The 26,742-nt window shown below is 60.1% G+C and carries 21 protein-coding genes and 1 pseudogene; 7 read left to right on the top strand and 15 right to left on the bottom strand.

Annotation, left to right across the window (positions count from 1 at the left end; genetic code table 11):
* Positions 1-2 precede the first annotated feature (2 nt).
* Positions 3-1,034 carry a small ribosomal subunit biogenesis GTPase RsgA gene (gene rsgA / locus I9H07_RS21460; protein ID WP_024672064.1) on the top strand — a complete coding sequence of 344 codons (1,032 nt, stop codon included), beginning with the start codon at positions 3-5 and terminating at the stop codon, positions 1,032-1,034.
* A 68-nt stretch (positions 1,035-1,102) separates the two neighbouring features.
* Here the strand turns inward: rsgA and motB are convergent, their stop codons facing one another.
* Entirely contained in the window at positions 1,103-2,143 is a 1,041-nt protein-coding gene (gene motB / locus I9H07_RS21465; protein ID WP_024672065.1) for a flagellar motor protein MotB, read from the bottom strand.
* Positions 2,144-2,146: 3 nt separating this feature from the next.
* Positions 2,147-2,998: a flagellar motor stator protein MotA gene (gene motA, locus I9H07_RS21470; protein ID WP_005763001.1), complete on the bottom strand. Its 852-nt coding sequence runs from the start codon at positions 2,996-2,998 to the stop codon at positions 2,147-2,149.
* Between the two features lie 206 nt (positions 2,999-3,204).
* Here motA and I9H07_RS21475 point away from each other — a divergent pair, with 206 nt between their 5' ends.
* The 4 genes and pseudogenes from I9H07_RS21475 (at position 3,205) to I9H07_RS21490 (ending at position 8,647) form a co-directional block, all read left to right on the top strand.
* Positions 3,205-4,740: an HDOD domain-containing protein gene (locus I9H07_RS21475; RefSeq protein ID WP_236424249.1), complete on the top strand. Its 1,536-nt coding sequence runs from the start codon at positions 3,205-3,207 to the stop codon at positions 4,738-4,740.
* A gap of 45 nt (positions 4,741-4,785) precedes the next feature.
* Positions 4,786-5,595: pseudogene (locus tag I9H07_RS21480) on the top strand (rhodanese-like domain-containing protein); the annotation flags it as partial.
* A 141-nt stretch (positions 5,596-5,736) separates the two neighbouring features.
* Positions 5,737-6,600, top strand: coding sequence for an archaetidylserine decarboxylase (gene asd / locus I9H07_RS21485; RefSeq protein ID WP_058825329.1), 864 nt, complete (start codon positions 5,737-5,739; stop codon positions 6,598-6,600).
* 262 nt (positions 6,601-6,862) lie between these two features.
* Positions 6,863-8,647 carry a molecular chaperone gene (locus tag I9H07_RS21490; protein ID WP_236424247.1) on the top strand — a complete coding sequence of 595 codons (1,785 nt, stop codon included), beginning with the start codon at positions 6,863-6,865 and terminating at the stop codon, positions 8,645-8,647.
* Positions 8,648-8,692: 45 nt separating this feature from the next.
* On the opposite strand, the gene serB is transcribed toward I9H07_RS21490, so the two are convergent.
* Positions 8,693-9,907: a phosphoserine phosphatase SerB gene (gene serB / locus I9H07_RS21495; RefSeq protein ID WP_058825330.1), complete on the bottom strand. Its 1,215-nt coding sequence runs from the start codon at positions 9,905-9,907 to the stop codon at positions 8,693-8,695.
* A 129-nt stretch (positions 9,908-10,036) separates the two neighbouring features.
* Between serB and I9H07_RS21500 the strand changes: the two genes are divergently transcribed.
* Positions 10,037-11,581 carry a HAMP domain-containing protein gene (locus tag I9H07_RS21500; RefSeq protein WP_058825304.1) on the top strand — a complete coding sequence of 515 codons (1,545 nt, stop codon included), beginning with the start codon at positions 10,037-10,039 and terminating at the stop codon, positions 11,579-11,581.
* Positions 11,582-12,313: 732 nt separating this feature from the next.
* Here the strand turns inward: I9H07_RS21500 and I9H07_RS21505 are convergent.
* The 10 genes from I9H07_RS21505 to I9H07_RS21550 form a co-directional block, all read right to left on the bottom strand.
* Positions 12,314-13,009, bottom strand: a complete 696-nt coding sequence (locus I9H07_RS21505; protein WP_024672178.1) for a PqiC family protein — start codon at positions 13,007-13,009, stop codon at positions 12,314-12,316.
* A gap of 183 nt (positions 13,010-13,192) precedes the next feature.
* A complete protein-coding gene (parC, locus tag I9H07_RS21510) occupies positions 13,193-15,448 on the bottom strand; it encodes a DNA topoisomerase IV subunit A (RefSeq protein WP_024672179.1) in 2,256 nt (751 codons plus the stop codon).
* Between the two features lie 10 nt (positions 15,449-15,458).
* Complete coding sequence (locus I9H07_RS21515) at positions 15,459-15,992, bottom strand: retropepsin-like aspartic protease family protein (RefSeq protein WP_236424245.1); 534 nt, start codon at positions 15,990-15,992, stop codon at positions 15,459-15,461.
* On the bottom strand, positions 15,989-16,978 hold the full coding sequence (locus tag I9H07_RS21520; RefSeq protein WP_236424244.1) for an esterase-like activity of phytase family protein: 990 nt from the start codon (positions 16,976-16,978) through the stop codon (positions 15,989-15,991). The genes I9H07_RS21515 and I9H07_RS21520 overlap by 4 nt, the downstream gene beginning before the upstream one ends.
* Positions 16,978-18,882, bottom strand: a complete 1,905-nt coding sequence (gene parE / locus I9H07_RS21525; protein ID WP_024672182.1) for a DNA topoisomerase IV subunit B — start codon at positions 18,880-18,882, stop codon at positions 16,978-16,980. The genes I9H07_RS21520 and parE overlap by 1 nt, the downstream gene beginning before the upstream one ends.
* A gap of 71 nt (positions 18,883-18,953) precedes the next feature.
* A complete protein-coding gene (locus I9H07_RS21530; protein WP_236424242.1) occupies positions 18,954-19,559 on the bottom strand; it encodes a YqiA/YcfP family alpha/beta fold hydrolase in 606 nt (201 codons plus the stop codon).
* An 88-nt stretch (positions 19,560-19,647) separates the two neighbouring features.
* Positions 19,648-20,454: a 3',5'-cyclic-AMP phosphodiesterase gene (cpdA, locus tag I9H07_RS21535; protein WP_236424240.1), complete on the bottom strand. Its 807-nt coding sequence runs from the start codon at positions 20,452-20,454 to the stop codon at positions 19,648-19,650.
* Positions 20,455-20,541: 87 nt separating this feature from the next.
* Positions 20,542-20,904, bottom strand: coding sequence for a hypothetical protein (locus I9H07_RS21540; RefSeq protein ID WP_058390785.1), 363 nt, complete (start codon positions 20,902-20,904; stop codon positions 20,542-20,544).
* 267 nt (positions 20,905-21,171) lie between these two features.
* A complete protein-coding gene (locus I9H07_RS21545) occupies positions 21,172-21,624 on the bottom strand; it encodes a DUF1249 domain-containing protein (protein ID WP_005620906.1) in 453 nt (150 codons plus the stop codon).
* On the bottom strand, positions 21,615-22,232 hold the full coding sequence (locus tag I9H07_RS21550; protein WP_024672185.1) for an NUDIX domain-containing protein: 618 nt from the start codon (positions 22,230-22,232) through the stop codon (positions 21,615-21,617). Before I9H07_RS21550 ends, I9H07_RS21545 begins: the two co-directional genes overlap by 10 nt.
* A 208-nt stretch (positions 22,233-22,440) precedes the next feature.
* On the opposite strand from I9H07_RS21550, the gene I9H07_RS21555 reads away from it, so the two are divergent.
* A complete protein-coding gene (locus I9H07_RS21555; protein WP_024672186.1) occupies positions 22,441-23,187 on the top strand; it encodes an RsiV family protein in 747 nt (248 codons plus the stop codon).
* On the opposite strand, the gene cytX is transcribed toward I9H07_RS21555, so the two are convergent.
* Both cytX and thiC read right to left on the bottom strand, forming a co-directional pair.
* Positions 23,156-24,445, bottom strand: a complete 1,290-nt coding sequence (cytX, locus tag I9H07_RS21560) for a putative hydroxymethylpyrimidine transporter CytX (RefSeq protein ID WP_236424238.1) — start codon at positions 24,443-24,445, stop codon at positions 23,156-23,158. The genes I9H07_RS21555 and cytX overlap by 32 nt on opposite strands.
* Positions 24,446-24,702: 257 nt before the next feature.
* Positions 24,703-26,592 carry a phosphomethylpyrimidine synthase ThiC gene (thiC, locus tag I9H07_RS21565; RefSeq protein ID WP_024673638.1) on the bottom strand — a complete coding sequence of 630 codons (1,890 nt, stop codon included), beginning with the start codon at positions 26,590-26,592 and terminating at the stop codon, positions 24,703-24,705.
* Positions 26,593-26,742 lie beyond the last annotated feature (150 nt).

Here is a 26,742-nt window from a genome sequence, read left to right on the forward strand (position 1 = left end):
CCATGGCCAAACGCCAACTCAATCGACGTCAGAACTGGCGCATCGAAAAAATTCAGGGCGAGCGCGCTGCCCGCGCGGCAAAACGCGAGTCCGTGACACTCGAAACACTGGAAGGCGGCGACCTCGGCCCCGAGCAGACCGGCCTGGTGATCGCTCACTTCGGCGTACAGGTTGAAGTCGAGGCCCAGGAAGGCGAGGAAAGCGGCAAGGTCTTTCGTTGCCACCTGCGCGCCAACCTGCCCGCACTGGTCACCGGCGACCGCGTCGTATGGCGTGCCGGCAATCAGGGCATCGGGGTGATCGTCGCGCAGCTGCCGCGCACCACCGAACTGCGCCGCCCGGATTCCCGTGGCCAGCTCAAGCCTGTGGCCGCCAACGTCGATCTGATCGTGATCGTCTTTGCGCCGATGCCCGAGCCACACGCCAATCTTATCGACCGTTACCTGGTCGCTGCCGAGCACGCCGGGATTCATCCGCTGCTGCTGCTGAACAAGGCCGACCTGATCGACGAGCAGAACGCACCGGCGCTGAATGCGTTGCTGGCGGTCTATCGCACCCTCGGTTATCCGGTACTGGAAGTGTCCGCCCACCACGGCGACGGCATGCAGAAGCTGCAAAGCCAGCTTGATGGCCACATCAGCGTGTTCGTCGGTCAGTCCGGTGTCGGCAAGTCCTCGCTGGTCAACAGCCTGCTGCCGGAAACCGATACCCGTGTCGGCCCGCTGTCCGAAGTGTCCGGTCAGGGTACGCACACCACCACCACCGCCCGCCTGTTTCACTTCCCGGGCGGCGGCGATCTGATCGACTCACCGGGTATTCGTGAATTCGGCCTGGGCCACGTCAGCCGTGCCGATGTAGAGGCCGGCTTCATCGAGTTCAACGACTTGATCGGCACGTGCCGTTTCCGCGACTGCAAGCATGACCGCGAGCCGGGCTGTGCCTTGCTCAAGGGTCTGGAAGACGGTCGTGTGCAACAGCAGCGCATGAACAGCTACCGCTCGATCATTGCCAGCCTGCCGCAAGAAAGTTACTGAACACCGCAGACTGAAAGCCGCACACAAAAACGCCGCGATGATCGCGGCGTTTTCGTAGGTGTTGCTGCTTAGTTCTGAGCGGGCTCGATACGCAACTTACCGTCGTCGAAGATGTTCAGCTTTTGCCGAAGCTCGTGAGGCTGAGCGTAGGCCTGCGGATCGGGCGGCGTAGCACTCGAAGCTCCCGGAGCAGCAGGTGCCGCTGGCGCTGGTGCCGGAGTTGCTGGTGCCGCTGGATTGGCGGGTGGCGCACCGCCGGAGTTCTGATCGCCTTCGATACGATGCTGAGCCTTTTTGGTCAAGACCACGATATCGATGCGACGGTTGACCGGATTGGTAGGGTTCTGGTGGTCGTAGAGCGCCGACGAGGCATAGCCCACCACCCTTGCCACCTGTGAATCCGGATACGTCCCGGCAACCAGCGCGCGACGAGCAGCATTGGCGCGGTTGGCCGACAGCTCCCAGTTGCCGAACCCGCCACTGCCCACGAAAGGCGTTGCATCGGTGTGACCGCTGATGCTGATCTTGTTCGGCACGCTTTTGATGGTGTCAGCCAGTGCCAGCAGAATGTCTTCGAAATAAGGCTTGAGGCGGGCACTGCCCGAGTCGAACATTGGCCGGTTTTCGGCATCCATGATCTGGATACGCAAGCCGTCCTGAGTGATCTCGAACAGAATCTGGTCCTTGAATTTCTGCAGCTGCGGGTTTTCCTCGACCTTGTTCTGCAGTTCCTGCAACAGCATCTCCAGACGCTCCTGCTCGACCGCCTCAGCCTTGGCCTCCGACGTCTCCGCCTCGATAGGCACGGTATCCGGCGACGGCGTGGTCTTGACCTCGGGGTTGAGGGTCTGGTTGGGCGACATTTCCGGCGAACCACCCAGGTCGATCACGTACGGCGAACCACTGTCCGAAAAGCCCACAGGGTCCTTGAAGTACCCTGCAACGGCCAGCAACTGCTCAGGGGTAGCGGACGACATCAGCCACAGCACCAGGAAGAACGCCATCATGGCTGTCGCGAAGTCAGCGAAAGCGATTTTCCAGGCGCCACCGTGGTGTCCGCCACCGAAGCGCTTGACGCGCTTGATGATTATCGGCTGATTATTTTCCATGACTTAGCGACCGCGAACCGCTTGTTCCAGCTCACTGAAGCTGGGGCGATGCAGCGGATACAGAACCTTGCGGCCGAATTCGACAGCCAGCGAAGGCGGCATGCCCGAGGCAGAAGCCACCAGTGACGCCTTGATGCTTTCGTAAACGTTCATTTCTTCCTTGGCGTCGTGCGCAAGGCTGGTGGCCAGCGGCCCGAAGAAACCGTAAGCCGCGAGAATACCGAAGAACGTACCGACCAGCGCCGCACCTACGTGCATACCGATCGCAGCCTTGTCGCCCGAACCCAGCGACGCCATGGTCACCACGATACCCAGTACCGCCGCCACGATACCGAAGCCTGGCATACCGTCGGCGATACCGGTAATGGCGTGGGATGGGTGCTCGAGATCTTCTTTCATGCTCAGCAGCTCCATGTCGAACAGCCCTTCCAGCTCATGGGGAGCCATGTTGCCGGACGACATGATGCGCAGGTAGTCACAGATGTACGCCGTCATGCGCTCATCTTTCAGCACACCCGGGTATTTGGCGAAGATCGGGCTGGAAGCAGCGTCTTCGATATCCCCTTCAATCGCCATCATGCCCTCACGGCGGCTCTTGTTGAGGATTTCGTAGACCAGCCCCAGCACTTCGAGGTAATAGGCATGCGTGAAGCGCGTACCGAACATCTTCAGCGACTTCTTGAACACGTGCATGAACATGTAGCCAGGGTTGGCCTGGAGGAACGCGCCCAGTGCAGCACCGCCGATAATCAAGACCTCGTAGGGCTGGAACAGCGCCATGATCTTGCCATGGGACAGAACATATCCGCCGAGGACGCTCGCGATGACGACAATGATGCCGATGATTTTAGCCATAGGAGAAAATACTTTACTGAGTCGGGTTCAGGGACAGTGCGGAAGTTCTTGAATCTCTTCTTCTCCTTATCGGCCCATCTGGGCCAGACTATAGCCGGTTCTTGTGAAAAACCGTTTTGCCCTGTCAATCAAAGGGTGAAAATGGCCGGGCCGCCCTGCACACTGGCAGTCCTCCAGCCCAGATAATCAGTCGCACAGGCCACCGAATGCCGACAGAAAGCGCACCACATCACCTGGCTCCAAAAACGCTTGATGCCTGGGTCAAACAACTCGACGGTATCGCGTTGCCGGTTCCTGCCGTCAATCATGCTCACGTTCGTTCAGCGCTCAATGACAGCCGCCGTTCGCTGCGTGAAATCGCCGAAATGATGCAGGAAAGTCCTGCACTGGTGCTGAGTGTGATGCGCGAAGCCAACCATCACACCCACGGGATGACCGAGCAGGCCGAAAGCCTAGAAATCGCCATCAATCGCTTGGGGCTGGCGCGCACTGAAACCCTGCTGGGTCGCCTGCCAGCCAAACCACCCGCAGAAATCCCCGCCGCCTATCGCCAGCTGATCCTGGTCAGCCAGCACGCCACTCAACAGGCCAACGGGCTTTTTGCCAGCCGGCTTGCGCGGCTCTGGCAGGATATTCATCTGGGCAGCCTGCTGTTCCTCGCGCCGCTCTGGCCCATGGCGCTGGCCTATCCAAAATTGCTGGAAGAGCTGGAAGTAAGGGTTATCCACAAGGGACACTCCAGCGACGCGGTGGAAAAAGAGCTATTTGGCGTCAACCTGCTGGACTTGTGCCTGGCGCTGGCCGAGTTCTGGCGTCTGCCGGTCTGGGTGACCCGCGGCTACAAGCTGCTGATCAATGAACGACGCGAGCTGGCCAAGACGCTGCGCATCGCCCGTGAAAGCCGCAGCCCGCTGGAACAGCAACAGCTGATGGACGCTGACCCCAACCTGCGCCGCTGGCTGAATCAGCCCGCCAATACCGTGTTGCTGGGCAACGGCCTGGCGCTGGCGGCACAACAGGCCTGGAACAGCCCGCACTGCCTGCGCTGGGAGCGACTGACCAGCCTTTATCTGCAACAACCGCTGAGCGAAGTGCAACAACAGGCGCACCAGAACGCGGCCAGCAGCGCGCGCATTCATGCGGAAAACGATCTGTGGCACCCGGCCGAATCGCTGATCTGGCCGTGGGATGCGCGTCGCGTCCGGCGCGATAACGAACCCACACCACCGCCATCGGCCGACGCCCTGCAATTATGGCGCAAGCAGTGCGCCGAGCTGTTGCAGGAGCCGAGCCCGTTCATCAACGCCATGCACCTGACCACCTCGGCTCGTGATGCGTTCATGGCGTGCGGCATGCAACGGGTCATGCTGCTGATGCTCGACAAGACCTCATCGGTGCTACGGGTCAATCAGCTTGCCGGTCTGCCCCAGGACGCCGCCACCTTGCAGCTGTTCGTCAAGGAAAGCACCGTGCTGCAACGCCTGCTGACCCAGCCGACCCAGCTGCGTATGACGCCGGCCAACAACGCACAGTTTTCGGCTTTGCTGCCCGCGCCGCTCAAGACACTGTTCAGCGGCCAGAACTGGCTGATTCGCTCGCTGAGCAATAACGGCAAGGTCATGCTGCTGGTCGTCGCGGACCAGGGTGGCGGTGTCTTGTCGGAAATTTCCGTTCAGGCATTCGGAAAAACCGCGCAATGTATTGAACGGGCACTTGGTATCTTTAGTCATCGCAAAGCGTGAGGCCTGGCGTACAATTCGCCTCTTTCTTTCCCCCGGAGGCTGCAAATGTCCGAATTCACTGGCTTGTCGCTGGTCATCGAACCCAACGATCTGCTTCAGCGCCTTGACGCTCCTGAACTGATCCTCGTGGATCTGACCAGCAGCGCTCGCTACGAAGCCGGGCATATTCGCGGCGCCCGCTTTGTCGATCCGAAACGCACGCAACTGGGCACACCCCCTGCGCCCGGCCTGCTGCCGGAGCATGCCGGGCTTGAGCAGTTGTTCGGCGAGCTGGGGCACAACCCCGATGCGGTCTACGTGGTCTACGATGACGAAGGCGGCGGCTGGGCCGGGCGCTTCATCTGGCTGCTGGATGTCATTGGCCATACGCGCTACCACTATCTGGACGGCGGCGTGCTGGCCTGGGAAGCCGAATCGTTGCCGCTGAGCACCGAGGTGCCGCCGGTTGCGGGCGGCCCGGTAACGCTGACGCTGCACGACGAACCGACCGCCACCCGTGAATACCTGCAAAGCCGCCTGGGCGCAGCCGACCTGGCGATCTGGGACGCGCGCGGCCCGACCGAGTACTCAGGCGAAAAAGTGGTTGCAGCCAAAGGCGGGCACATCCCCGGTGCCGTCAACTTCGAATGGACCGAGGGCATGGACAAGGCGCGCAACCTGCGCATTCGTCAGGACATGCCAGAAATTCTGCGCGACCTGGGCATCACTCCCGACAAGGAAGTGATCACCCATTGCCAGACCCACCACCGCTCTGGCTTCACCTATCTGGTGGCGAAAGCGCTGGGTTATCCAAGGGTCAAGGCGTACGCCGGCTCGTGGGGCGAATGGGGCAATCATCCGGAAACCCCGGTGGAAGGACCCGCAGCGGTTTCAGCGCCCGTCGAGCCCGTCGAACCGGCCCGGCCCGTTCCGCCAGTCGAAGCTGCCGACCCCGTTCGCGCTACCGAGCCAGGCCGGACCTCTCAAAAATCTTCAGGAACCTCTTCAGGACCCTCAATGAAAGACCGTCTGTTTATTCTCAGTCAGTACCTGTTGCCGCACCACTTGCTGTCCCGACTGGCTGGCTGTGTCGCCGAGTGCCGCGTGCGCTGGTTCAAGAACGCATTTACCGCCTGGTTCGCCCGCCGCTATCAGGTGGACATGTCGCAGGCGCTGGTCGAAGACCTGACCTCCTACGAGCACTTCAACGCCTTTTTCACCCGCGCCCTGAAACCCGACGCGCGTCCGCTGGACACCACCCCCGGCGCGATTCTGTCGCCCGCCGACGGGGCAGTCAGTCAACTGGGCCCGATCGAGCATGGCCGGATCTTCCAGGCCAAGGGTCATAGCTTCAGCGTCCTTGAATTGCTGGGCGGCGACCCGAAGCTTTCTGCGCCGTTCATGGGCGGCGAGTTCGCCACGGTCTACCTGTCGCCGAAAGATTACCACCGCGTGCACATGCCGCTCGCCGGTACGCTGCGTGAAATGGTCTACGTGCCGGGTCGCATCTTTTCGGTCAACCAGACCACCGCTGAAAACGTACCGGAGCTGTTCGCCCGTAACGAACGCGTGGTTTGCCTGTTCGATACCGAGCGCGGGCCAATGGCCGTAGTGCTGGTGGGTGCAATGATCGTGGCGTCGGTCGAAACAGTCTGGGCCGGGCTGGTCACGCCGCCCAAGCGTGAACTGAAGACTTTCCGTTACGACGAAGCGGCACGTGCGCCGATCCATCTGGAGAAAGGCGCAGAGATGGGTCGCTTCAAGCTGGGCTCTACCGCCATCGTGCTGTTCGGGCCGAACCAGGTGCAATGGGTCGAGCAACTGAAGGCTGGCTCCAGCGTGCAGATGGGGCAGGCGTTGGCGGTTCCGAAACACGCCTGATAGCCGATAGCTGCCTGAAGCTGAAAATACATGGGTCCTGCCTGAACGGCAGCACCCATGCGGCGTCAAACCGGAGCGAAGCTGGCATAAAGCCACACTTACTGCGCGGTTTCACCGATGCTGGTAGAGTCACTCATTTGACGTTGTAGGATACTTCGCACGTTCATGGCGTATGCTGGACACATCTCTGTAGGACGATGGTGTCAGCCACCCAATTAATGCCGTCGCCCGTTCCAGTGAGTCGTTGGAGTCTGCCTTTCACATGAGTAATTTTAGCCTCCCTCTGTTGTTGCGTGCCCCCACGCCAACGCAGTCGAGCCTGACGTTCTGTGAAGCCACTCCACGCGACCTGAAACGCTGGATCTCCAGACTGCCCAAGGCAAATCTCGGGGAAATGGCGCGCCAGCTGTATCAAGGCCTGACCGAACTGAACCAGTTGGTCACCCCCAGCGACAACCGTTTGCAACTGCTTGAACTGCTACGCCCCGAGGTGTATTTCGTCTGCAAGCACCTTGAGCGTCACTTTCTCAACCAGGCCATCGTGCTCGACGAGCGGCCGCGCAAGGTTGCCAATCTTTGCCAGGCCCTGCAAAACCACTTGGCGACTGGCTACAAGCAGATCATTCAGCAGGTCGCAGCGCGTTACAGCAAGGATCAGAGCGGCCTGCTCGGCACCGCACTGCAACGCGCGCTGCATGGCCTCAACGGGCCGCTGATTCGCGCCAACCAGCTCTATTGCCCGGTGCAGGAAGGGCTCTGGCTCGAGATTCACCAGCTCTATCAGATCGCCCGTCATTACGGGCTGCATTACGCAATGATCGACGAGCCTCTGGCGCACCACACCAAAGCCCTGAGCGTCGAACAAACCTATGTGATTGCCCTGCTGATGGGCTGCTCGCGCTGCAATCAGATGCGCCAATTGAATATCGGCAAGCTGGCCGACGCGCTCGAAGCCTGGAGCCCGCTGGTCAAGCTGCAATCGCCTGCTGAAGAAAGCAGCCTGTTTGCGCTGGACGCCACTGCTGACAAGCCGCCGTTGTACAGCACGCTGTTCACTGATGAGAAGATGCACGGACTGCTCGGCATCAATACCGCTGCGCTGGCGGAAGCAATCAATCAGTATCTGGCCCTGCCGGATGATCAACGCTCACCGTCCAGGCTGCTGATACCGACCGGCATCAATACCGACTTGCTGCAACATCTGGCAGCGGCCTGGGGCGATGTGGCCGAACGCGTCTTCCAGCGCACCGCCGGGCAAGGCACGCTGAAACTGTGCATCGGCATGAGCGCTCTGCATTATTACGTTGCCGGTCAGAAATCGTTCAGCCAGCTGCTACAGTTGCAGAACGCGACCAGTGTGGCGAGTTTTTCGCTCAAGATGGCCAACGACTCCGAGGATGATCCCTGGTCTTCGGCCTTCGACACACAGCGCGGCAATACCTCATCGGTCCTGCTGCCGTATGAAGAGATCGAATACCCGAAAATCGACGGCGACACTGACTCGCTTTCCAACGGTCAGCACACATTCCCGACGTTTGACCTGAACATCGTCAACCACAGCCCCGGTGGTTATTGCCTGGCGTGGCAGAAGGATGTGCCACAACAATTGCAGGCGGGCGAACTGGTGGGTATTCAGGACGATGCCGGCCAGGGCTGGAGCGTGGCCATTGTGCGCTGGGTTCGCCAGGTACGCAGCGGCGGTACGCAGATGGGCATCGAATTGATCGCGCCTTTTGCCCAGCCATGCGGCATGCAGTTGATCCGAGAGCAACAGAACAGCCAGTACTTGCGTACCTTGATGCTGCCGGAAGTACGCGCCATGGACAAACCGCCGACCGTGCTCGCGCCGCGCCTGCCGTTTCAGGAAGGCAGCAAGGTGATGATCAACGTCAGTGGCGAGGAACGCCGGGCCTCACTGAACAACCGGCGCATCAGCAGCGCCAGTTACAACCAGTTCGAGTATCAGATGTACGACGCACCGAAAGCGGCCGAGACCGAAAAAGTGCAGCCGGGGCAGGAGTTCGATTCCTTGTGGGGCTCGCTGTAGCCGCCGCAATCCATTGGCGAATCACGACGACGTACCACGCCAGACTCAGTGCTGCGCCTCACGGTCGCGGAAACCCAGCAAATACAGCACACCGTCCAGCCCCAACGTCGAAATCGCCTGTCTGGCAGATTGCTTGACCAGCGGCTTGGCGCGGAATGCCACGCCCAGCCCGGCAATTGCCAGCATCGGCAGATCATTGGCCCCGTCGCCGACCGCGATGGTCTGCTCAAGGCTCAGGCCTTCCTTGTGCGCAAGTTCGCGCAGCAGGTCGGCTTTACGCTGAGCATTGACGATGGGCTCGACGGCAACGCCGGTCACCTTGCCGTCGACCACTTCCAGCTCGTTGGCGAATACATAGTCGATGCCCAGTTTCGCTTGCAGCTGTTTGGCAAAGTAGGTGAAGCCACCCGACAGAATCGCGGTCTTGTAGCCCAGGCGCTTGAGTTCGGCGAACAGTGTTTCAGCGCCTTCGGTAAGCCTTAGCGAGGCACCGATTTCATCCAGCACGCTGACGTCCAGCCCCTTGAGCAGCGCCAGACGCTCCTTGAAGCTTGCGCTGAAATCCAGCTCGCCGCGCATCGCCCGCTCGGTGATCTCGGAAACCTGCTCGCCGACGCCTGCGGCCTTGGCCAGTTCGTCGATCACTTCCGCTTCGATCAGGGTCGAGTCCATATCGAACACTGCCAGGCGGCGGTTGCGACGGAACAGTGAATCCTGCTGAAAAGCGATATCGACGTTCAGATCCTGCGCCACGGCAAGAAACTCGGCCTGCATGGCTTTAGGGTCGGCAGGCTCGCCGCGCACGGTGAACTCGATGCAGCCCTTGCCTTTGTCGACCGGCGTATCGAGTGGCATGCGCCCGGAAAGACGGTCGATCTGATCGATGTTCAGCCCGTATTTCGCGGTAATGGCGCTGACGCACTGCAATTGCTCGGCAGTGACTTTGCGGGTCAGCAACGTCACGATATGCCGCGCCTTGCCCTGGCCGTCGACCCACAGCTGATAATCTTCTTCGGACACCGCCGTGAAGCGCACCTGCTGATCCAGCTTGTAGGCCGTGAACAGAATATCCTTGAGCACAGACGAGCCTTCGACGGTATCCGGAATTTCAACCAGGATGCCGAACGACAGGGTGTCGTGGATCACCGCCTGACCAATATCGAGAATGTTCACGCCACCCTGGGCGAGGACGCCGGTGATGGCTGCGGTGAGACCGGGACGGTCGACACCAGTGATGTTAATCAGGACGATTTCGCGCAAGGCGCACCCCCGCAGTGAAAAAAAACGCATTCTAACCACATTCAGTGACCATCGGGCACAGGCAGCGCTTTGCCGCTACTGGGTCGCTCGTTATACTGCGCGACAACTTCACCGAAAGAGCCGTGCTCTGTGAACCGGCCCACGCCCGTTAAAACCGATAATTTCTTCCTGCTCATCTTTCGTGCCCTGCGTCATCGCCGGATACCGATCGCTTTGCGCATTGCCAGCCATAACGTGATCCTGGTCGCCTTGGCGCTGGTGATCTACGCCGGTGTCATGGGGCTGCAGTTCAAGCAGGCCATGCATGAACAGGCTGATGCGCTGGGGCAGGCCCTGACGACCCAGACCGCCACCTCGGCCACCGAGCTGTTGGTGTCCAACGACATCCTCAGTCTCAACGTGCTTCTGGGCAATCTGGTCAAGAACCCGCTGGTGGCGCACGCCGCTATCTATAGCGTGGACAACCGTATTCTTGCGGAAGCCGGCCAGCGCCCGAAAAACGGGATTCTGGGTGAGGCGCAGGGGCTGTATGAAATCAAGATAACCTTCCAGGACACGATGGCGGGTCATCTGCGCATCAGCCTCGACATGTCGCAGTTCCAGCAGCCGATGACCATCAGCCTGCAAAGCATGGGCATTCTGGCCGGTATCCTGCTGGCACTCGCGCTGGCCCTGAGCCTGCGCCTGGGGCGGCATATCTCTACGCCGCTGATGCAGATGCGCATCTGGCTGCGCAACATCGACCCGTACACCCCGGCCACTGACCGTCAGGATGAGATCGGCGACCTTGCCCGTCAGTTGCGCACCTCGTTCGCGCCACCCGAGCCAGAGCCGCTGCCCGAGCCTGAAGCCGAATACGACGAACAGGATGATGACCCGTATCTGGAGCCGGAAGAAAAGCCTGCGCCAACGGTTTCGGTACGCACACCCGCCGCCAGCGAGCCGAAGCCTCGCCTGCCAGCGCCGCCCGTGCAGCGTCGCATCGTTGCCGAAGAAGATGAAGAAGACGAGGAAGATCCGTTCGCGGACCTGCGTGACACGTCAAGCAGCACACCGGCCGCGCGCCCCGCTGCCGCTTCTGCTGCTGTTCAGAGCGAGCCCCACGACAGCGCCGTGCTGGCCGTACAGCTTGGCGCGCAGGACCAGTTGCGCCGCCTGCCGCGTGCCCGTCTGACCGAACTGCTGCAACGTTATCGCGACTGCCTCGATCAGGCGGCTTCCCTGTACGAAGGCGAGCTGCACACCCTGAATGACGGCAGCACCCTGATGCTGTTCCACAGCCACGAAAGCGGCGAAGACTACCTGACCAATGCGATTTGCTGCGGCGAGCTGCTGCGGGCACTGAGTCATGCCTTGCAGATTGAAGTCGCAGACAGCGGCATCACCTTGCAACTGCAACTGGGCCTGACGCTGGGTGAAAACCTGAGCGATCTGAGTCAGATCGATCTGCTGCTGACCGAGACCGCTCAGGATGCATTGGCACTGTCACAGCACAGTCGCAACCTGCTGCTGGTAGAGCGGCGCATCAACGATGATCCGCTGATCCGCCAACGCGCGCGCATCCGCCCCATCGCCAGCCCCGAAGGCGCCTGCTGCGTGGAACGCCTGATGGAGCCCTACCCGTCAATGCTCGAACGGCAGCTGTCGCGCATGCATGAGACCAACAAGGTCTGATAGACCAGGCTTCTCGTGCCCATGCTCTGCGTCAGATCCTGAATGCGCGTTGCACCGCAGACCTGTGACGCGGAGCGTCACCCACGGCATTCCCACGCTGGAGCGTGAGGAACGATAGGTGTCCGAAAGAATACCTATAGTGCCCATGCTCCGCGCTCAGCGTTATACACAGTCCGCTTTTGATTCTGGCCATAGGCCGTAGGAGCGAACTTGTTCGCGAAAACGGTATTCCAACACCAGAAAATGCATTGAATATACCCCCCTCTTCGCGGACAAGTCCGCTCCTACGCCCTGCGGGCAGAAGCCTGATAAGGCACGTACTCAGGGTTCATCAACAAGGTCTGATGGACAAAGCTTCTCGTGCCCGCGCTCAGCGTTATACACAAGTCCGCTTTTGATTCTGGCCATAGGCCGTAGGAGCGAACTTGTTTGCGAAGACGGTATTTCAACACCGGAAAATGCATTGAATATACCGCCCTCTTCGCGGACAAGTCCGCTCCTACGCCCTGCGGGCAGAAGCCTGATAAGGCACGTATTCCGGGTTCATCAACAAGGTCTGATGGACCAGGCTTCTCGTGCCCATGCTCCGCGCCAGACCCTGAATGCGCGTTGCACCGCAGACCTCTGACCCGGAACATCACGAAGGCCATTCTTAAAGAGGGCCATTCGCCCAGCCAACAAAAAGCCCGCATCGCTGCGGGCTTTTTGTTGTGGCAGATCCTGATGGCAGACCTAGAAGCGGAACACTTCAAGATCGGTCCGTATAGGGGACGCCAGCGGCATTCTTGGCTTGTCGGGCTCTTTGGCCTTCGCGACCGGGGCTTTCTTCGGCTCATCCAGTGGCTGCCAGGCAATCGGTTTGATTGCCGTGCTGACCTGATCGACCAGGCGCTGCAAGAGCATACCTTGCGCCTTGACCTGATCGGCCGAGCTACCGGAATGGACCTGTTCAAGGTGCACCAGCCGGCTATCGCGCACATGGCCCTTGCGGTCCAGAAGGCGCCATTGCGCATCCAGAACGGCAGGCTGTCTGGCGCCGGAGTCCAGTCGTGTGATCGACAATACAACCTGAACATCCGGGGTGAAATTGGCAACCGCAGGCGCCATCACGACGCGCTGGCTGTCCAGTTTCCAGGCCAGTTGCCGCAACAGCAACTGGTCGATATCCGACGACAGATTGCCCGCCCAGCGCCCGTCGGGCGATACGGTCAAGGTGCCATCGGGCTGGCGTTGCAGAAGGGTTTCGCGTTGCAGATAGTCGGCCACCGAAACAGGACCCAGCAATACTGCCAGACCGCTACTCTGTTTCGGCTGACCCGGCTCACCGCTATCGAGCTGATAAAGCGCGGTCGGCTGGCGCGAACTGCAACCAGCCAGACCCAGAACGCCAGTCATCAGCAAGATCAGGGGAAAACGTAAAAAATTCATCATCCCATCCAAGTGGCCGTCCAGAGACTGGCCACGGTATAAGTGCTTTCAAGACCCATGCAGGCACAGAGCCACGCATGCACCCCAAGACCTCATATCATCCGTGAATATGCATCGTGACTCCAGCGATTATGCATCGTACTTCATGGCAAAACGAAGAACACTGGTGCCAGATCAACGTTTTCAGCTATTTTCCACCAATAACGCGTCGACGCGCTGGAAGCCCCTTGGCAGCTTATTACCCCGTCTGCCCCGCTCACCCTTGTAATGTTCGAGATCCTCAGGTTTGAGCGAAAGCGTTCGTTTGCCCGCCTGAAGCACAAGCGTAGCGCCCTGCGCGATAACAGCCAGATCAGTTACATATTCTTCGCGACTGGCAACCCGCTCGCCCGGAATACCAATGATCTTGTTGCCCTTGCCTTTGCCCAATTGCGGCAGATCGCTTATCTTGAAGACCAGCAGGCGACCTTCGGTGGTCACCGCCGCCAGCCAGTTCTGCTCACGGTCAGGCACGGAGCGCGGCAGAATCACCTTGGCGCCAGCCGGCAAGCTCAGCAGCGCTTTACCCGCCTTGTTCTTGGCCTGCAAATCTTCGCCTTTGACCACGAAACCGTAACCGGCGTCAGACGCGATCACGTACAGCGCGTCGTCTTCCGGCATCAGTACGCACTCGAACGTCGCGCCCGGTGGCGGTTGCAGCTTGCCAGTCAACGGCTCGCCCTGCCCCCGTGCCGACGGCAAGGTGTGTGCAGGCACCGAGTAGCTGCGCCCGGTCGAGTCGATAAACACCGCAAACTGATTGGAACGGCCAATGGATGAGGTTTTGAAACCATCCCCCGCCTTGTAGGAAAGCCCCGTAGCGTCGATGTCATGACCTTTGGCGCAACGCACCCAGCCTTTTTCCGAGAGCACCACAGTGACCGGCTCGGTCGGCATCAGCTCGTTTTCAGACAGTGCCTTGGCCTCAGCCCTGGCGACGATAGGCGAACGGCGGTCGTCGCCGTAGGTTTCAGCGTCGGCGATCAGTTCGGCGCGAACCAGCTTGCGCAGCTTGGCCTCACTGCCCAACAAGGCTTGCAGTTTGGCTTGCTCCTTGCGCAAAGCATCCTGCTCGCTGCGCAGCTTCATCTCTTCCAGACGCGCCAACTGACGCAGACGGGTGTCGAGAATGTAATCGGCCTGGATTTCGCTCAGGTCAAAGCGCGCAATCAGCTCGGCCTTGGGATGCTCGGCGGTACGGATGATATGGATCACTTCATCCAGGTTCAGGTACGCCGTGAGCAAACCGTCCAACAGGTGCAGGCGATGCTCGACCTTGTCCAGACGGAATTGCAGACGACGACGCACCGTACCGATACGGAACGTCAGCCATTCGCTGAGCAGCGTCTTGAGGTTCTTGAGTTGCGGCTTGCCGTCCAGACCGATGATGTTGATGTTCACCCGGTAGCTGGATTCCAGCTCGGTGGTGGCGAACAGATGCTGCATCAGTTCATCCAGCTCAACCCGGTTGGAGCGCGGGATGATCACGATACGGCAAGGGTTTTCGTGGTCCGACTCGTCACGCAGGTCGGCAACCATCGGCAGCTTTTTGGCCTGCATCTGCGCGGCGATCTGCTCCAGCACCTTGGCACCGGACACCTGATGCGGCAGCGACGTGACGATAATGTCACCGTCCTCGATCCGGTAAACCGCCCGCATACGCACCGAACCACGACCGGTTTCGTAGATTTTCAGCAGGTCGGCGCGCGGGGTGATGATTTCCGCTTCGGTAGGATAATCCGGCCCGAGAATGTGCTCGCACAGCTCGGGGATCGTCGCCTTCGGGTCGTCCAGCAAACGCACGCAAGCGCTGGCGACTTCGCGCAGGTTGTGCGGCGGAACGTCAGTGGCCATGCCCACGGCAATGCCGGTGGTGCCATTGAGCAGAATATTCGGCAACCGCGCAGGCAAAACCGCCGGTTCGTCGAGTGTGCCGTCAAAGTTCGGCACCCAGTCTGCGGTGCCCTGGCCCAGCTCGCTGAGCAGCACTTCGGAATAGCGCGACAGACGCGCCTCGGTGTAACGCATGGCGGCGAAGGACTTGGGATCATCCGGCGCACCCCAGTTGCCCTGCCCGTCCACCAGCGTGTAGCGATAGCTGAACGGCTGAGCCATCAGCACCATGGCTTCATAGCAGGCCGAGTCGCCGTGCGGATGAAATTTGCCGAGCACGTCACCGACAGTACGCGCCGACTTCTTGTGCTTGGCGTCAGCGCCCAGGCCCAGCTCGCTCATCGCATAGATGATGCGCCGCTGTACCGGCTTCAGGCCGTCGCCGATGTGCGGCAAGGCACGGTCCATGATCACGTACATGGAGTAGTTGAGGTAGGCCTGTTCGGTGAAGTCCGCCAGTGATCGGCGTTCTACGCCATCCAGGCTGAGGTCAAGGGAGTCGCTCATGCGGGCCTCATTATTTCGTTGACTGGCGCAGCAGCAAGTTGCCGCCGCGCTGTGTGAATTCGAGTTGTTTCATTGCGCTCATGCCGAGCAGCACCTGTTCGCCTTCCAGACCAGGTGCTACCAGCGCACGCACGTTGCTTAAAACAATATCGCCCAGCTGCAGGCGGTCCAGCGTGGTACGAAAGCCCTGGCTATTGCCGTTGGCGGTGCTGACCGTGACCGGCAGGCCGCGCTTCAGGCCAAGGCTGTCGGCCATCTCACCGGGAATGGCGACGTCGGTCGCCCCGGTGTCGATCATGAGTTCCACCGTCCGGCCATTGATCTGACCGGTACTGACAAAGTGCCCCTGACGATTGCCTGCCAGTTGCACTTCTATATAGCCGTCACCGTGTTGCGAGGTGACTACTGCGTTAGGGTTCTGCTGCTTGTCTTCCCAACTGCCGAAAAAGCGCGTCGCCAGAAACAGACCGGCCGCCCAGGCCACGAGCATCAGTACCTTGCCAGCGCGCCTGCCGGGCTGCGGCTGATGTGCTGGCTGACTCACTGACCCTCGCTCCAGCCCGCTTTCGGCGCAGCAAAACGCCAGACAATCGGGCGTTTTTCACCGTCGGCACGCGCACCGAAGTTATTGTCGATGCCAATCCAGGCACCGCTCTCATCCACCACCAGCGCTTCCGTCAGGCCATAAGGTTGATCGTAACGGCGCGAAGGCAGCATGGCCTCTTTGGCGAACGACCAGCAACGTTCAACCTGCCCGGTCTGCAGGTCACGCCGACAGATGCGATACACCGCACGTTCCAGCGTGAACAGCTTGCCGTTGTACAGCGACAGATCAGAAAAATCCGTGGACACCTTTTTGCTGCCCTGCTCTGCCGGCAACGTGTCCAGACCGGATTCAGACAGCAGCACACAGCTTTGCCCGCAGTTCCAGCGATTCTGGTCACGCCTGACCACCAGCAAGCCGCGTTTCTCGCGCTCGGCAGCCAGCCAGATGCGGTCACCTGCGGCATTCACGGCGATGCCTTCGAAAATCGCGTTGAAGTGTTGCAACATGCCTTGCGCACGCGCCTGCTCGATCAGCTCTTTAGGCAGCGGCAACCACGAAGGCGGGCCACTGACCGGAACCTTGAGAACCGTGCCGTAGGCTTCGCTGATCAGGTAGCGATTACCGGCAGCGTCACAACTGACACCTTCGAAATCCAGGTTGCCACCACGCACCACCGCTGACAGGCCCGCCATCGAGCGCAGATTCAGCGGCAGGTCACTCTGCGGTGCCGGAGCCTCGATGGCGTGTGGCTCGGCCTTCCAGGTGTTTTCCGACACATCAAGACTGTAAAGCAGGTTGTCGTCGCGGTCGGAAACCGTCCATAGCCGACCATTGCACATGGCCAGCCCGGACAGATTGCCGCCGACCATGCCCTCCACCGGATGCTCGGATTGCAGCTTCAGGCCCTCGATCGGCGCGGCGAAAACCGCCACGCCTGTAGACGCCAGAACAGTAAAGACCAGCGTTGCGAGCCAGGCTCGCATCAAGTCAGAACCTCGGCGAGGTTGCCCTTCGACTCAAGCCAGGATTTGCGATCACCGGCGCGCTTCTTGGCCAGCAGCATGTCCATCATTTCCGCAGTGGCTGCGTAATCATCCAGGGTGAGCTGCACCAGACGCCGGGTGTTCGGGTCCATGGTGGTCTCGCGCAGTTGCGGCGGGTTCATTTCACCCAGGCCCTTGAATCGGGTGACCTGCGGCTTGCCACGTTTCTTTTCCGCCACCAGCCGGTCAAGAATTCCGTCGCGCTCGCTTTCATCGAGCGCGTAGTAGATTTCCTTGCCTAGGTCGATGCGGTACAACGGCGGCATGGCGACGTACACATGGCCAGCATCCACCAGCGGGCGGAAGTGCTGGACGAACAGCGCGCACAGCAAGGTGGCGATGTGCAGACCGTCCGAGTCGGCGTCGGCGAGGATGCAGATTTTGCCGTAGCGCAACTGGCTGATATCGGCCGCGCCCGGATCGACCCCAATGGCAACGGCAATGTTATGCACTTCCTGACTGGCAAGCACTTCGCCGCCGTCCACTTCCCAGGTGTTTAGAATCTTGCCGCGCAGCGGCAGGATGGCCTGGAATTCCTTGTCACGCGCCTGCTTGGCCGAACCACCGGCAGAATCACCTTCGACCAGAAACAGCTCGGAACGCGCCGGGTCCTGACCCGCACAATCAGCCAGCTTGCCTGGCAACGCCGGCCCTTGGGTAATGCGCTTGCGTTCGACCTTCTTGCTGGCCTTCAGGCGACGACCGGCGTTGTTGATCGCCAGATCAGCCAGTTGCAGGCCCAGTTCGGAATGGGTGTTGAGCCACAGGCTGAACGCGTCCTTGACCACTCCCGAGACAAACGCCGCCGCTTCACGGGACGACAGACGCTCTTTGGTCTGCCCCGAGAACTGCGGTTCCTGCATTTTCATCGACAGGACGAAGGCGATGCGTTCCCAGACGTCTTCCGGCGCAAGCTTCACTCCACGCGGCAGCAGATTGCGGAACTCGCAGAACTCGCGCATCGCATCCAGCAAGCCTTGGCGCAAGCCATTGACGTGGGTGCCGCCCTGCGCAGTCGGGATCAGGTTGACGTAGCTTTCCTGCACACTGTCGCCCCCTTCGGGCAGCCACAGCAATGCCCAGTCGACCGCTTCCTTGTTACCGGCAAAACTGCCGCAGAACGGTTCGTCCGGCAGACGCAGAAAGTCGCTCACCGAGTCCTGCAGGTAAGAGCGCAGGCCGTCTTCGTAATGCCACTCGACTTTCTCGCCCGAGGCTTTGTCTTCAAAGCTGACCAGCAGGCCGGGGCACAGCACGGCCTTGGCCTTGAGCACGTGCTTGAGACGGCTGACCGAGAACTTGGGGGTATCGAAATACTTTGGATCGGGCGCGAAATACACGCTGGTGCCGGTGTTGCGTTTGCCGACGGTGCCAATGATGGCCAGCTCGGTGGCCTTATAGCCATCGGCGAAGGTCATCTCGTATTCGTTGCCGTCACGCTTGACCCGCACCCGGACCTGGGTGGACAGCGCGTTGACCACGGAAATGCCCACGCCGTGCAGGCCGCCGGAGAATTGGTAGTTCTTGTTGGAAAACTTGCCGCCCGCGTGCAGCTTGGTGAGGATCAGCTCGACACCGGACACCCCCTCTTCCGGGTGAATGTCCACCGGCATGCCACGACCGTCGTCGGACACTTCCAGAGAGTTGTCGGCGTGCAGGATGACCTGAACCGAACGCGCATGACCGGCCAGGGCTTCGTCGACGCTGTTGTCGATGACTTCCTGGGCCAGGTGATTGGGCCGCGAGGTGTCGGTGTACATGCCCGGACGTTTGCGAACCGGATCGAGGCCCGAGAGGACTTCGATGGCGTCTGCGTTATAAGAGCTAGCGCTGGGATTGGCCATGGGTTCTCGTTATCAATCTTTCATGGAATTTCGGGATTCAATGTTCTTGCATTCATGTGACCGGGCATCGATCACTTGATCGTTTGCAGCAGGCCGGGTGCAAAACCGGCAAAACCCAACAGCGCAGGCAAGCGCTCGGCAAAACCCTGAAAGCTATGGTCGCCGCCCGCCTGGATGCGCAAGGCACAGGCCCGGTAAAACGTCTCGGCGCGCCGGTAATCGAGCGTTTCGTCTCCGGTCTGCAACCACACCTGAAACTGCTGCGGGTCTTGCGGAGCGGGTACTTCCAGCTCGGCCAGTGCGCGAATGTGGTCTTCGGTCAGTTGCCATTGCTCGCCGGTATACAGATTCTGCTGCATGCCGAGAAACCCGTCGAACAGTTGATGCGGATTGACCGCCGGGTTGATCAGCACAGCCTTGAGACCGTGGCGCTGCGCCAAATGAGTCGCATAGTAGCCGCCGAGGGAGCTGCCGACCAGTAATGGCCGCCCCAGCTCGACAATGGCGGACTCAAGCTGAAGCATGGCCTGACGCGGATGGTGATGCAGCTCAGGAACCTGTAGCCGGTCGGCCAGCACCAACGAGGTCATCAGCGCAATCAGTTGACGGGCCTTTACTGACTGGGCCGAACTGTTCAGGCCATGGATATACAGCAATGCAGGTGTGTCGCTGATCACGCTGTCGCTCCCGAGTGCGGTGCAAAGCCGTGCAGTTTACAGGGACTCAGGCTACAACACCTCACCGCAAACGTGTCGAACGGCTCATTTAATAGCCAGTGCCACTCTCGTCGACCTCAAACAGCATACCGGTGACCCTGGATACCCCGGTTTCCAGCCCTCCATCGTCGTGCAGCCGCAACCAGCGATAGCCCGGCGCCGAGGTGTCTACCTTGAAATCCGCGCTGCCCGGTGCGAACTGAATGCAGGTCGACGGCGACGCCAGCAGGCGCACGCCATTACGCATCTGGTCATACTCCTGATGCACATGCCCCCACAGCACAGCCTTGACCTGCGCAAATCGATCCAGCGCCGCAAACAATGCATCGGCATTGCGCAGACCGATGGGCGCCATCCATTCGCAGCCAATGGCCACCGGATGATGGTGCAGACAGACCAGATGATGGCGGTCAGGCGCTTCACTCAACGATTGTTCCAGCAACTGCAATTGCTGCGCGGCCAGAAAACCCGGCACCGAGCCGGGCACCGCCGAATCGAGCAGCGTGACGCGCCACTGGCCAACATCGACAATCGGGTCCAGCAGCCCGAGACGCTGCGCGACATACTCCATTTGCGGCAATTCGTCGTGATTACCGGCAAACCAGCGCACTGGCGCATGAATCCGCGCACTCGTCCGGCGAAACGCCTCATACGACTCGACGCTGCCATCCTGGGAAATATCCCCGCTGGCCACCACCAGATCCACCTGCGGCTGCTCGGCCAGCACCCGATCAACGACTTTTTCCAGACTGGCGCGGGTGCTCATGCCCAGCAATGCCCCGTCCGCCTCGGCGAACAGGTGGCTGTCGGATAACTGCACCAGCAAAACTGACGATGAAGGGGCTGCGCTCGGCAAGGGTGTCTCCCAGGGAGGATTCAGCGCGATTATGTGATGTGGCAACGAGCGGGTAAACCGGGAATGTGGTCGCGGGTGAGCATTTGGTCACATTTGCTGATTCGCTCGACGCTTGAGCGCAATGGAAGCAATAAGACCCGCCAGCACCATCCCCGCCAGTCCTGCACTCAGCAGATAGCTTAGAGCGTATTCATAAGGCATGCCGGGCCAGATATAGCCTGCCAGCAAAAGCACTGAAACAATGCCGAGAATCATTCCTCCCAACCCGGCCAGATGAACGGTCCACGGCATAACCCTCAGAGACAAAACACCGATCACCGCGCCGATCATGGCCGCATACAGGGAATGTTCCCAACGCAGAGCGCTGCCCAGCAAGGTGATCAAGCCGAGATAGAGGAAAAGACCGAACGTAATGCCCGAGATGCACGCTAACGGACGCCAGTCAGTCATTTACCGCCACCTTGCGGAGCAGGAAACAATCCGACAGACATTCAGTGGGGATGCTTAAGTGGCTCATTCGTCATACCTGCAAATCAATTCAGGCCGAATGTAAGGCATGCAGCGGCAAATCCAAGGTGCTGCGACATTTTCAGAAACGACCTACACGATCGAAGCTTACTCACTGTCAGCTGATACGACTTTTCACCAAGCAGCGGGAGAAAAACTCAGAGCGAAGCGACGAAGGCGTCGCGAGATAACAACTGAAAAAAGGGGGAGTTAACGCACCGCTTCAAACTCATGCCCACACGCCAGGCAGTGGCTCAGCCATTCGCCCAGGAACAGGTTGAGCTGGGCTTTTTCGTCTGGCTGGTGCATTTCGGCGTTGGGGTAGGGATAGATACCGCGAAAGCGCCGTGCATGTTCGGCACCGATGACTTCAGCCATGCGCGCATCGTGATAGACCTGCACTTCAAGCACGGGCACCGGCAGCCACGGCAGGCTGTGTTCCTGGCGGACTTGCAGGGTGGTGGTGTACGGGCAGTCGAGCAGCACTTCGACGGCCAGGACGCCCAGCATCTGGTCGCCCTGGGTGACGGCGACGCGGCGCGAGCGCTGTTCGTTGCGCATGTCGGGCAACAGGCGCATCAGGCGCGCGTAGTTGGCCTCACACGCAGCCTGTAGCCCGGCAAGATCGACACGGTAGCGTTCGCGCAATAGATTCACGACCATAACCCCCTTATTTCAGCGCGGTTCAACGCCAGCCATTGCAAGGCAATGATGGTTGAAGCGTTCTTGATTCTTCCGTCTTTCATCGCCTGTATCGCGTCGTCGAAGGACCAGACCGTCACGCGGATGTCTTCGCCTTCCGCCTCAAGGCCATGTAATCCACCGGCCCCTTCACTGCTGCAGCGCCCCATGTACAGGTGAACGAACTCGTCACTGCCGCCCGGCGAAGGAAAATATTTGGTGATCGGCCACAGCGCGTCGAACACCAGTCCAGCTTCCTCTTCTGCCTCGCGATGAGCAACTTCTTCCGGCAGCTCGTCCTTGTCGATAAGACCGGCGACCAGTTCGATCAACCATGGGTTGTCGGTCTTCTTCATGGCACCGACGCGGAACTGCTCGATCAGCACCACTTCATCGCGTTTGGCGTCATAAGGAAGCACGCAGACGGCATCGTGACGAACGAACAGTTCGCGACTGATTTCCTTGCTCATGCCACCTGCGAACAGCTCATGGCGCACATGCAGCTTGTCCAGCTTATAGAAGCCCTTGAAGCAGTTTTCACGGCTGATGGTTTCAAACGCTGTAGGTGCAGTTCGTGTGTTCTGGGTCATGGAATTCTCGCTTGCCGCCATTTTGGACATCGGTCCATCCTAACGCGCATCGACGGTCGGATGCAGCCCCCTTGAACACGCAGGGTAGACGGCCGCAACATAAAACAATTCTAATCTGCCATCTAGCGAACCGAAGTCGTTGTTTACAGTCCAACCAGCCTGCACACGCACAACGCAACCGCCTTTTTTGACACTGCCAAGGATCAACATGTCGTTATTGAGGATCACTTCACTGGCTTGCCTGGCCCTGTTGCTCGGCGCCTGCCAAAGCCTCTTCACGCCCAACATGCGCACACCGCTGCAAGTCCAGCGCGATGCCTCCGAGCTGATCAAGCCGGGCTGCACCAGCGCTGACTGCCCGTTGGTGAACGTCGATACCGTGCATTTCCCCGATGAGCCGCGCCTGGACGCCATCGTCCAGAAGACCCTGCTGCAATTGACGGTCGGTGAAACCAGCGCGTCGGCACCGCCATCCGTCAAAGCCTATCAGGAGCAGTTCCTGAGCCAGGCCCAGGGCCGCAACGCCAGTTACCTGCAAGCCAAGGTACGCGAACAGCATGACGGTATCGTGGTTGTCGAGCTGTCCAGTTATCTGGATAACGGTGGCGCTCACGGCAATCCCGGCCGTGCGTTCATCAACTATTCGCGTCAGCAGCAGAAAGTCCTGACCCTGGCCGACATGATCATTCCGGGCAAGGAAAGCGAGTTCTGGCAGAAAGCCCAACTGGCTCACCAGAGCTGGCTGGTCTCGGCCAAGCTGAACGAAGACAGCGAATTCATCAAGACCTGGCCTTTCAAGCGCACACCGCATATCGCCCTGACTTACGGTGCCGTGATTCTCAAGTATCCGGTGGAAACCATCGCGCCTTACGCGATGGGCCATATCGAGCTGAAGATTCCTTATCCGCAGCTCAATGGCATCCTCAAGTCGGAACTGTTCCCCGGTCGCGGTTGATCGCTCCGTCGATGAACAGCTGCAACACGCCAGCGACGATAAGCGCTGGCAGTGTTGCGCCCACCTCGGGATAGAGATTGGCCAGCAGGTGATAGGTGCTGATGCCACCCAGCCACGCCAGCAGACTCATCCAGCGAAAACCGCCCTCCGCGACCAGACCACTGCGCCGACGCAGAATGAAATGGTCGACCAGCACCACGCCGAACAGCGGCGCAAACACCGAGCCGATCAGCAGCAAGAAGTTCTGGTACTGCGCCAATGGTGCGAGACAGGCGATCAAGGTGCAGATCACGCCAATCATCAACGCCAGATGCTCAACCTTGATGCGCGTCAACAGCGCGCTGGAAACCGCCGCCGAGTGGATATCCGCGAACGCGTTCTCGGTTTCATCCAGCAGGATCAGCAACAGCGGAATGCCTAGGCCTGCACCCGCCAGCGCTAACAGCAAGGCGTTGACTTCACCACTCGGCGCGAACGCCAGGGTGTAGGCAACGCCGAGGCTCATCAGCCAGAAGTTGCCGATGAAAAAGCCGACTGCGGTGCCGCCGAAGACACGTTTGGCGCGCTGGCCGAAGCGCGAGTAGTCGGCGATCAATGGCAACCAGGACAGCGGCATGGCGATGGCAATGTCGAAACCGGAAGCAAACGGCATCGAACCGTCGCCGGTTGTCGCCCACAACGCGGCCAAATCAGCCTTGGCAAGCAGGTTCCAGGTCAGCCATGAGCAGGCCGCCAGCAAAATCCACACACCCCATTTGCGCAAGAAACGGCGCACGAAGGTCAGCGGACCGCTGACCGCCAGCAAGGTCGCCAGGGCACCGAAAAACAGCGTCCAGAGCAGCGGACTGGCCCATGGGCTGCCGTCTGCAAAAGCCCGGGCGCCCAACAGGCTGGCGGCATCGCGCATGACGATGATCTCGAACGAGCCCCAGCCGATCAGTTGCAGCAGGTTCAACAGCGCAGGCAACGACGCGCCCTTGCTGCCCAGGCTGAGCTTGAGCGCTGCCATGGACGACAAACCGGTGTCGCTGCCGATCACGGCGACACTGGCGAGCAGCAAAACGCCCAGCAGCGTGCCGAGAAAAATCGCCAGCATCGCACCCGACATGCCCAGCCCCGGCGCCAGCAAGGCCCCGGTCTGCAACACCATCAGGCCGATGCCGAGGGAAAACCACAGGGAAAACAGATCCCGCCCGCCGAACACCCGCTGGCTGGCGGGGACGGGCGTGTCGGGAGAATAGGTGCCGGGTGTGTTCACGTGTATGTCTCATGTGGAGCGTTGATGAACTGATTACGGCGGCGCTGCACGCCCAAAGTCGGACGCAGAGCGTCCAGAACGGCATGCCAACGCGGAGCGTTGGCACGATAGTCATCTCAAGGCTTGTGTATAACCGTGAGCGCGGAGCATGGGTACGATAGTTACGGACTATCGTTCCTCACGCTCCAGCGTGGGAACGCCTTGGGTGACGCTCCGCGTCACAAATCTGTGCCGCGCCAGATAAGGAGAGTCATGCTCTACACCTTCTTGTACAGCTGACTACCCTCCTGCTTGAAGCGTTCGGCCTGTTCGGCGAGGCCTTTGGCGACGTCGACGTCCACAGCTTCAATCCGCTGGTTGGCCGCGTATTCACGTACTTCCTGGGTGATTTTCATCGAGCAGAATTTCGGCCCGCACATGGAACAGAAGTGCGCGACCTTGGCCGAGTCCTTGGGCAGGGTCTCGTCGTGGTACGAGCGTGCGGTGTCTGGGTCCAGGCCGAGGTTGAACTGGTCTTCCCAGCGAAACTCGAAGCGCGCCTTGCTCAGCGCATTGTCGCGGATCTGCGCACCCGGATGCCCTTTGGCCAGATCCGCCGCGTGGGCCGCGATCTTGTAGGTGATGATCCCGGTCTTCACGTCATCCTTGTTCGGCAGCCCCAGGTGTTCCTTGGGGGTGACGTAGCACAGCATGGCGCAGCCGAACCAGCCGATCATTGCCGCGCCGATGCCCGACGTGATGTGGTCGTAACCTGGCGCAATATCGGTGGTCAGCGGGCCCAGGGTGTAGAACGGCGCTTCGTCGCAGCATTCCAGCTGCTTGTCCATGTTCTCCTTGATCAACTGCATCGGCACATGGCCGGGGCCTTCGATCATGGTCTGCACGTCGTGCTTCCAGGCGATTTTGGTCAGTTCGCCGAGGGTTTCCAGTTCACCGAATTGTGCCGCATCGTTGGCGTCGGCAATCGAGCCCGGACGCAAGCCATCACCCAGCGAGAAGCTGACGTCGTAGGCTTTCATGATTTCGCAGATGTCTTCGAAATGGGTGTACAGGAAGTTTTCCTGGTGATGCGCCAAGCACCACTTGGCCATGATCGAACCGCCACGGCTGACAATTCCGGTCACACGCTTGGCGGTCAGCGGCACGTAACGCAGCAGCACGCCGGCGTGGATGGTGAAGTAATCGACACCCTGCTCGGCCTGCTCGATCAGCGTGTCGCGGAACAGTTCCCAGGTCAGGTCCTCGGCCGCGCCACCGACTTTTTCCAGCGCCTGATAGATCGGCACGGTGCCGATCGGCACCGGCGAGTTGCGGATGATCCATTCGCGGGTTTCGTGAATGTGCTTGCCAGTGGACAAGTCCATGACCGTGTCCGAACCCCAGCGAATGCCCCAGGTCAGCTTGGCGACTTCTTCTTCAATCGAAGAACCCAGCGCGCTATTGCCGATATTGCCGTTGATCTTCACCAGGAAGTTACGGCCGATGATCATCGGCTCCAGCTCGACGTGATTGATGTTGGCCGGGATGATGGCGCGGCCACGGGCGATCTCTTCGCGCACGAACTCGGCGGTGATTTCCTTCGGGACGCTGGCACCAAAGCTGTGCCCGGCATGTTGCTGGGTCAGCAGACCGGCGGCGCGGGCTTCCTGAAGCTTCATGTTCTCGCGGATGGCGACGTATTCCATCTCGGCGGTGATGATGCCCTGACGCGCATAGTGCATCTGGCTGACGTTGGCACCTGCCTTGGCGCGGCGCGGGTTGCGCACATGGGCAAAACGCAGCGCGGTCAGTTCGGCGTCGCTCAAGCGTTGCTGGCCAAAATTGGAGGTCAGGCCAGGCAGGCGTTCGGTGTCATTGCGCGAATCGATCCACGGCGAGCGTACGTCAGCCAGACCTTTGCGCACGTCGATGATCACGTTGGGGTCGGTATAGGGGCCGGAGGTGTCATAAACCGTGACCGGGGCGTTGATTTCGCCGCCAAAGTCGGTCGGTGTGACATCCAGAGTGATTTCGCGCATCGGCACGCGAATGTCCGGGCGCGAGCCCTGAACGTAGATTTTCTGCGAACGGGTAAAGGGCTGTACCGATCCGGAATCGACCTGCGCCGACTCGCTCAAATGGGCTGTGTTTTTTAGTGTTGTACTCATCACGGGCTCTCCAGACATCCGGTTGCGGATTTATTGTCGGAGTGACCTGATCATGACGGACGGATGCACCAGTGCTGGTGCTGAGTATCGAAAGGAGGCGGAACTGTTCATTATTTGAACAATCGACCCCGGACGAAACTCAAGAGGACT

This window comes from Pseudomonas syringae (assembly GCF_023278085.1).
GTDB classification, from domain to species: Bacteria; Pseudomonadota; Gammaproteobacteria; order Pseudomonadales; family Pseudomonadaceae; genus Aquipseudomonas; species Aquipseudomonas syringae_Q.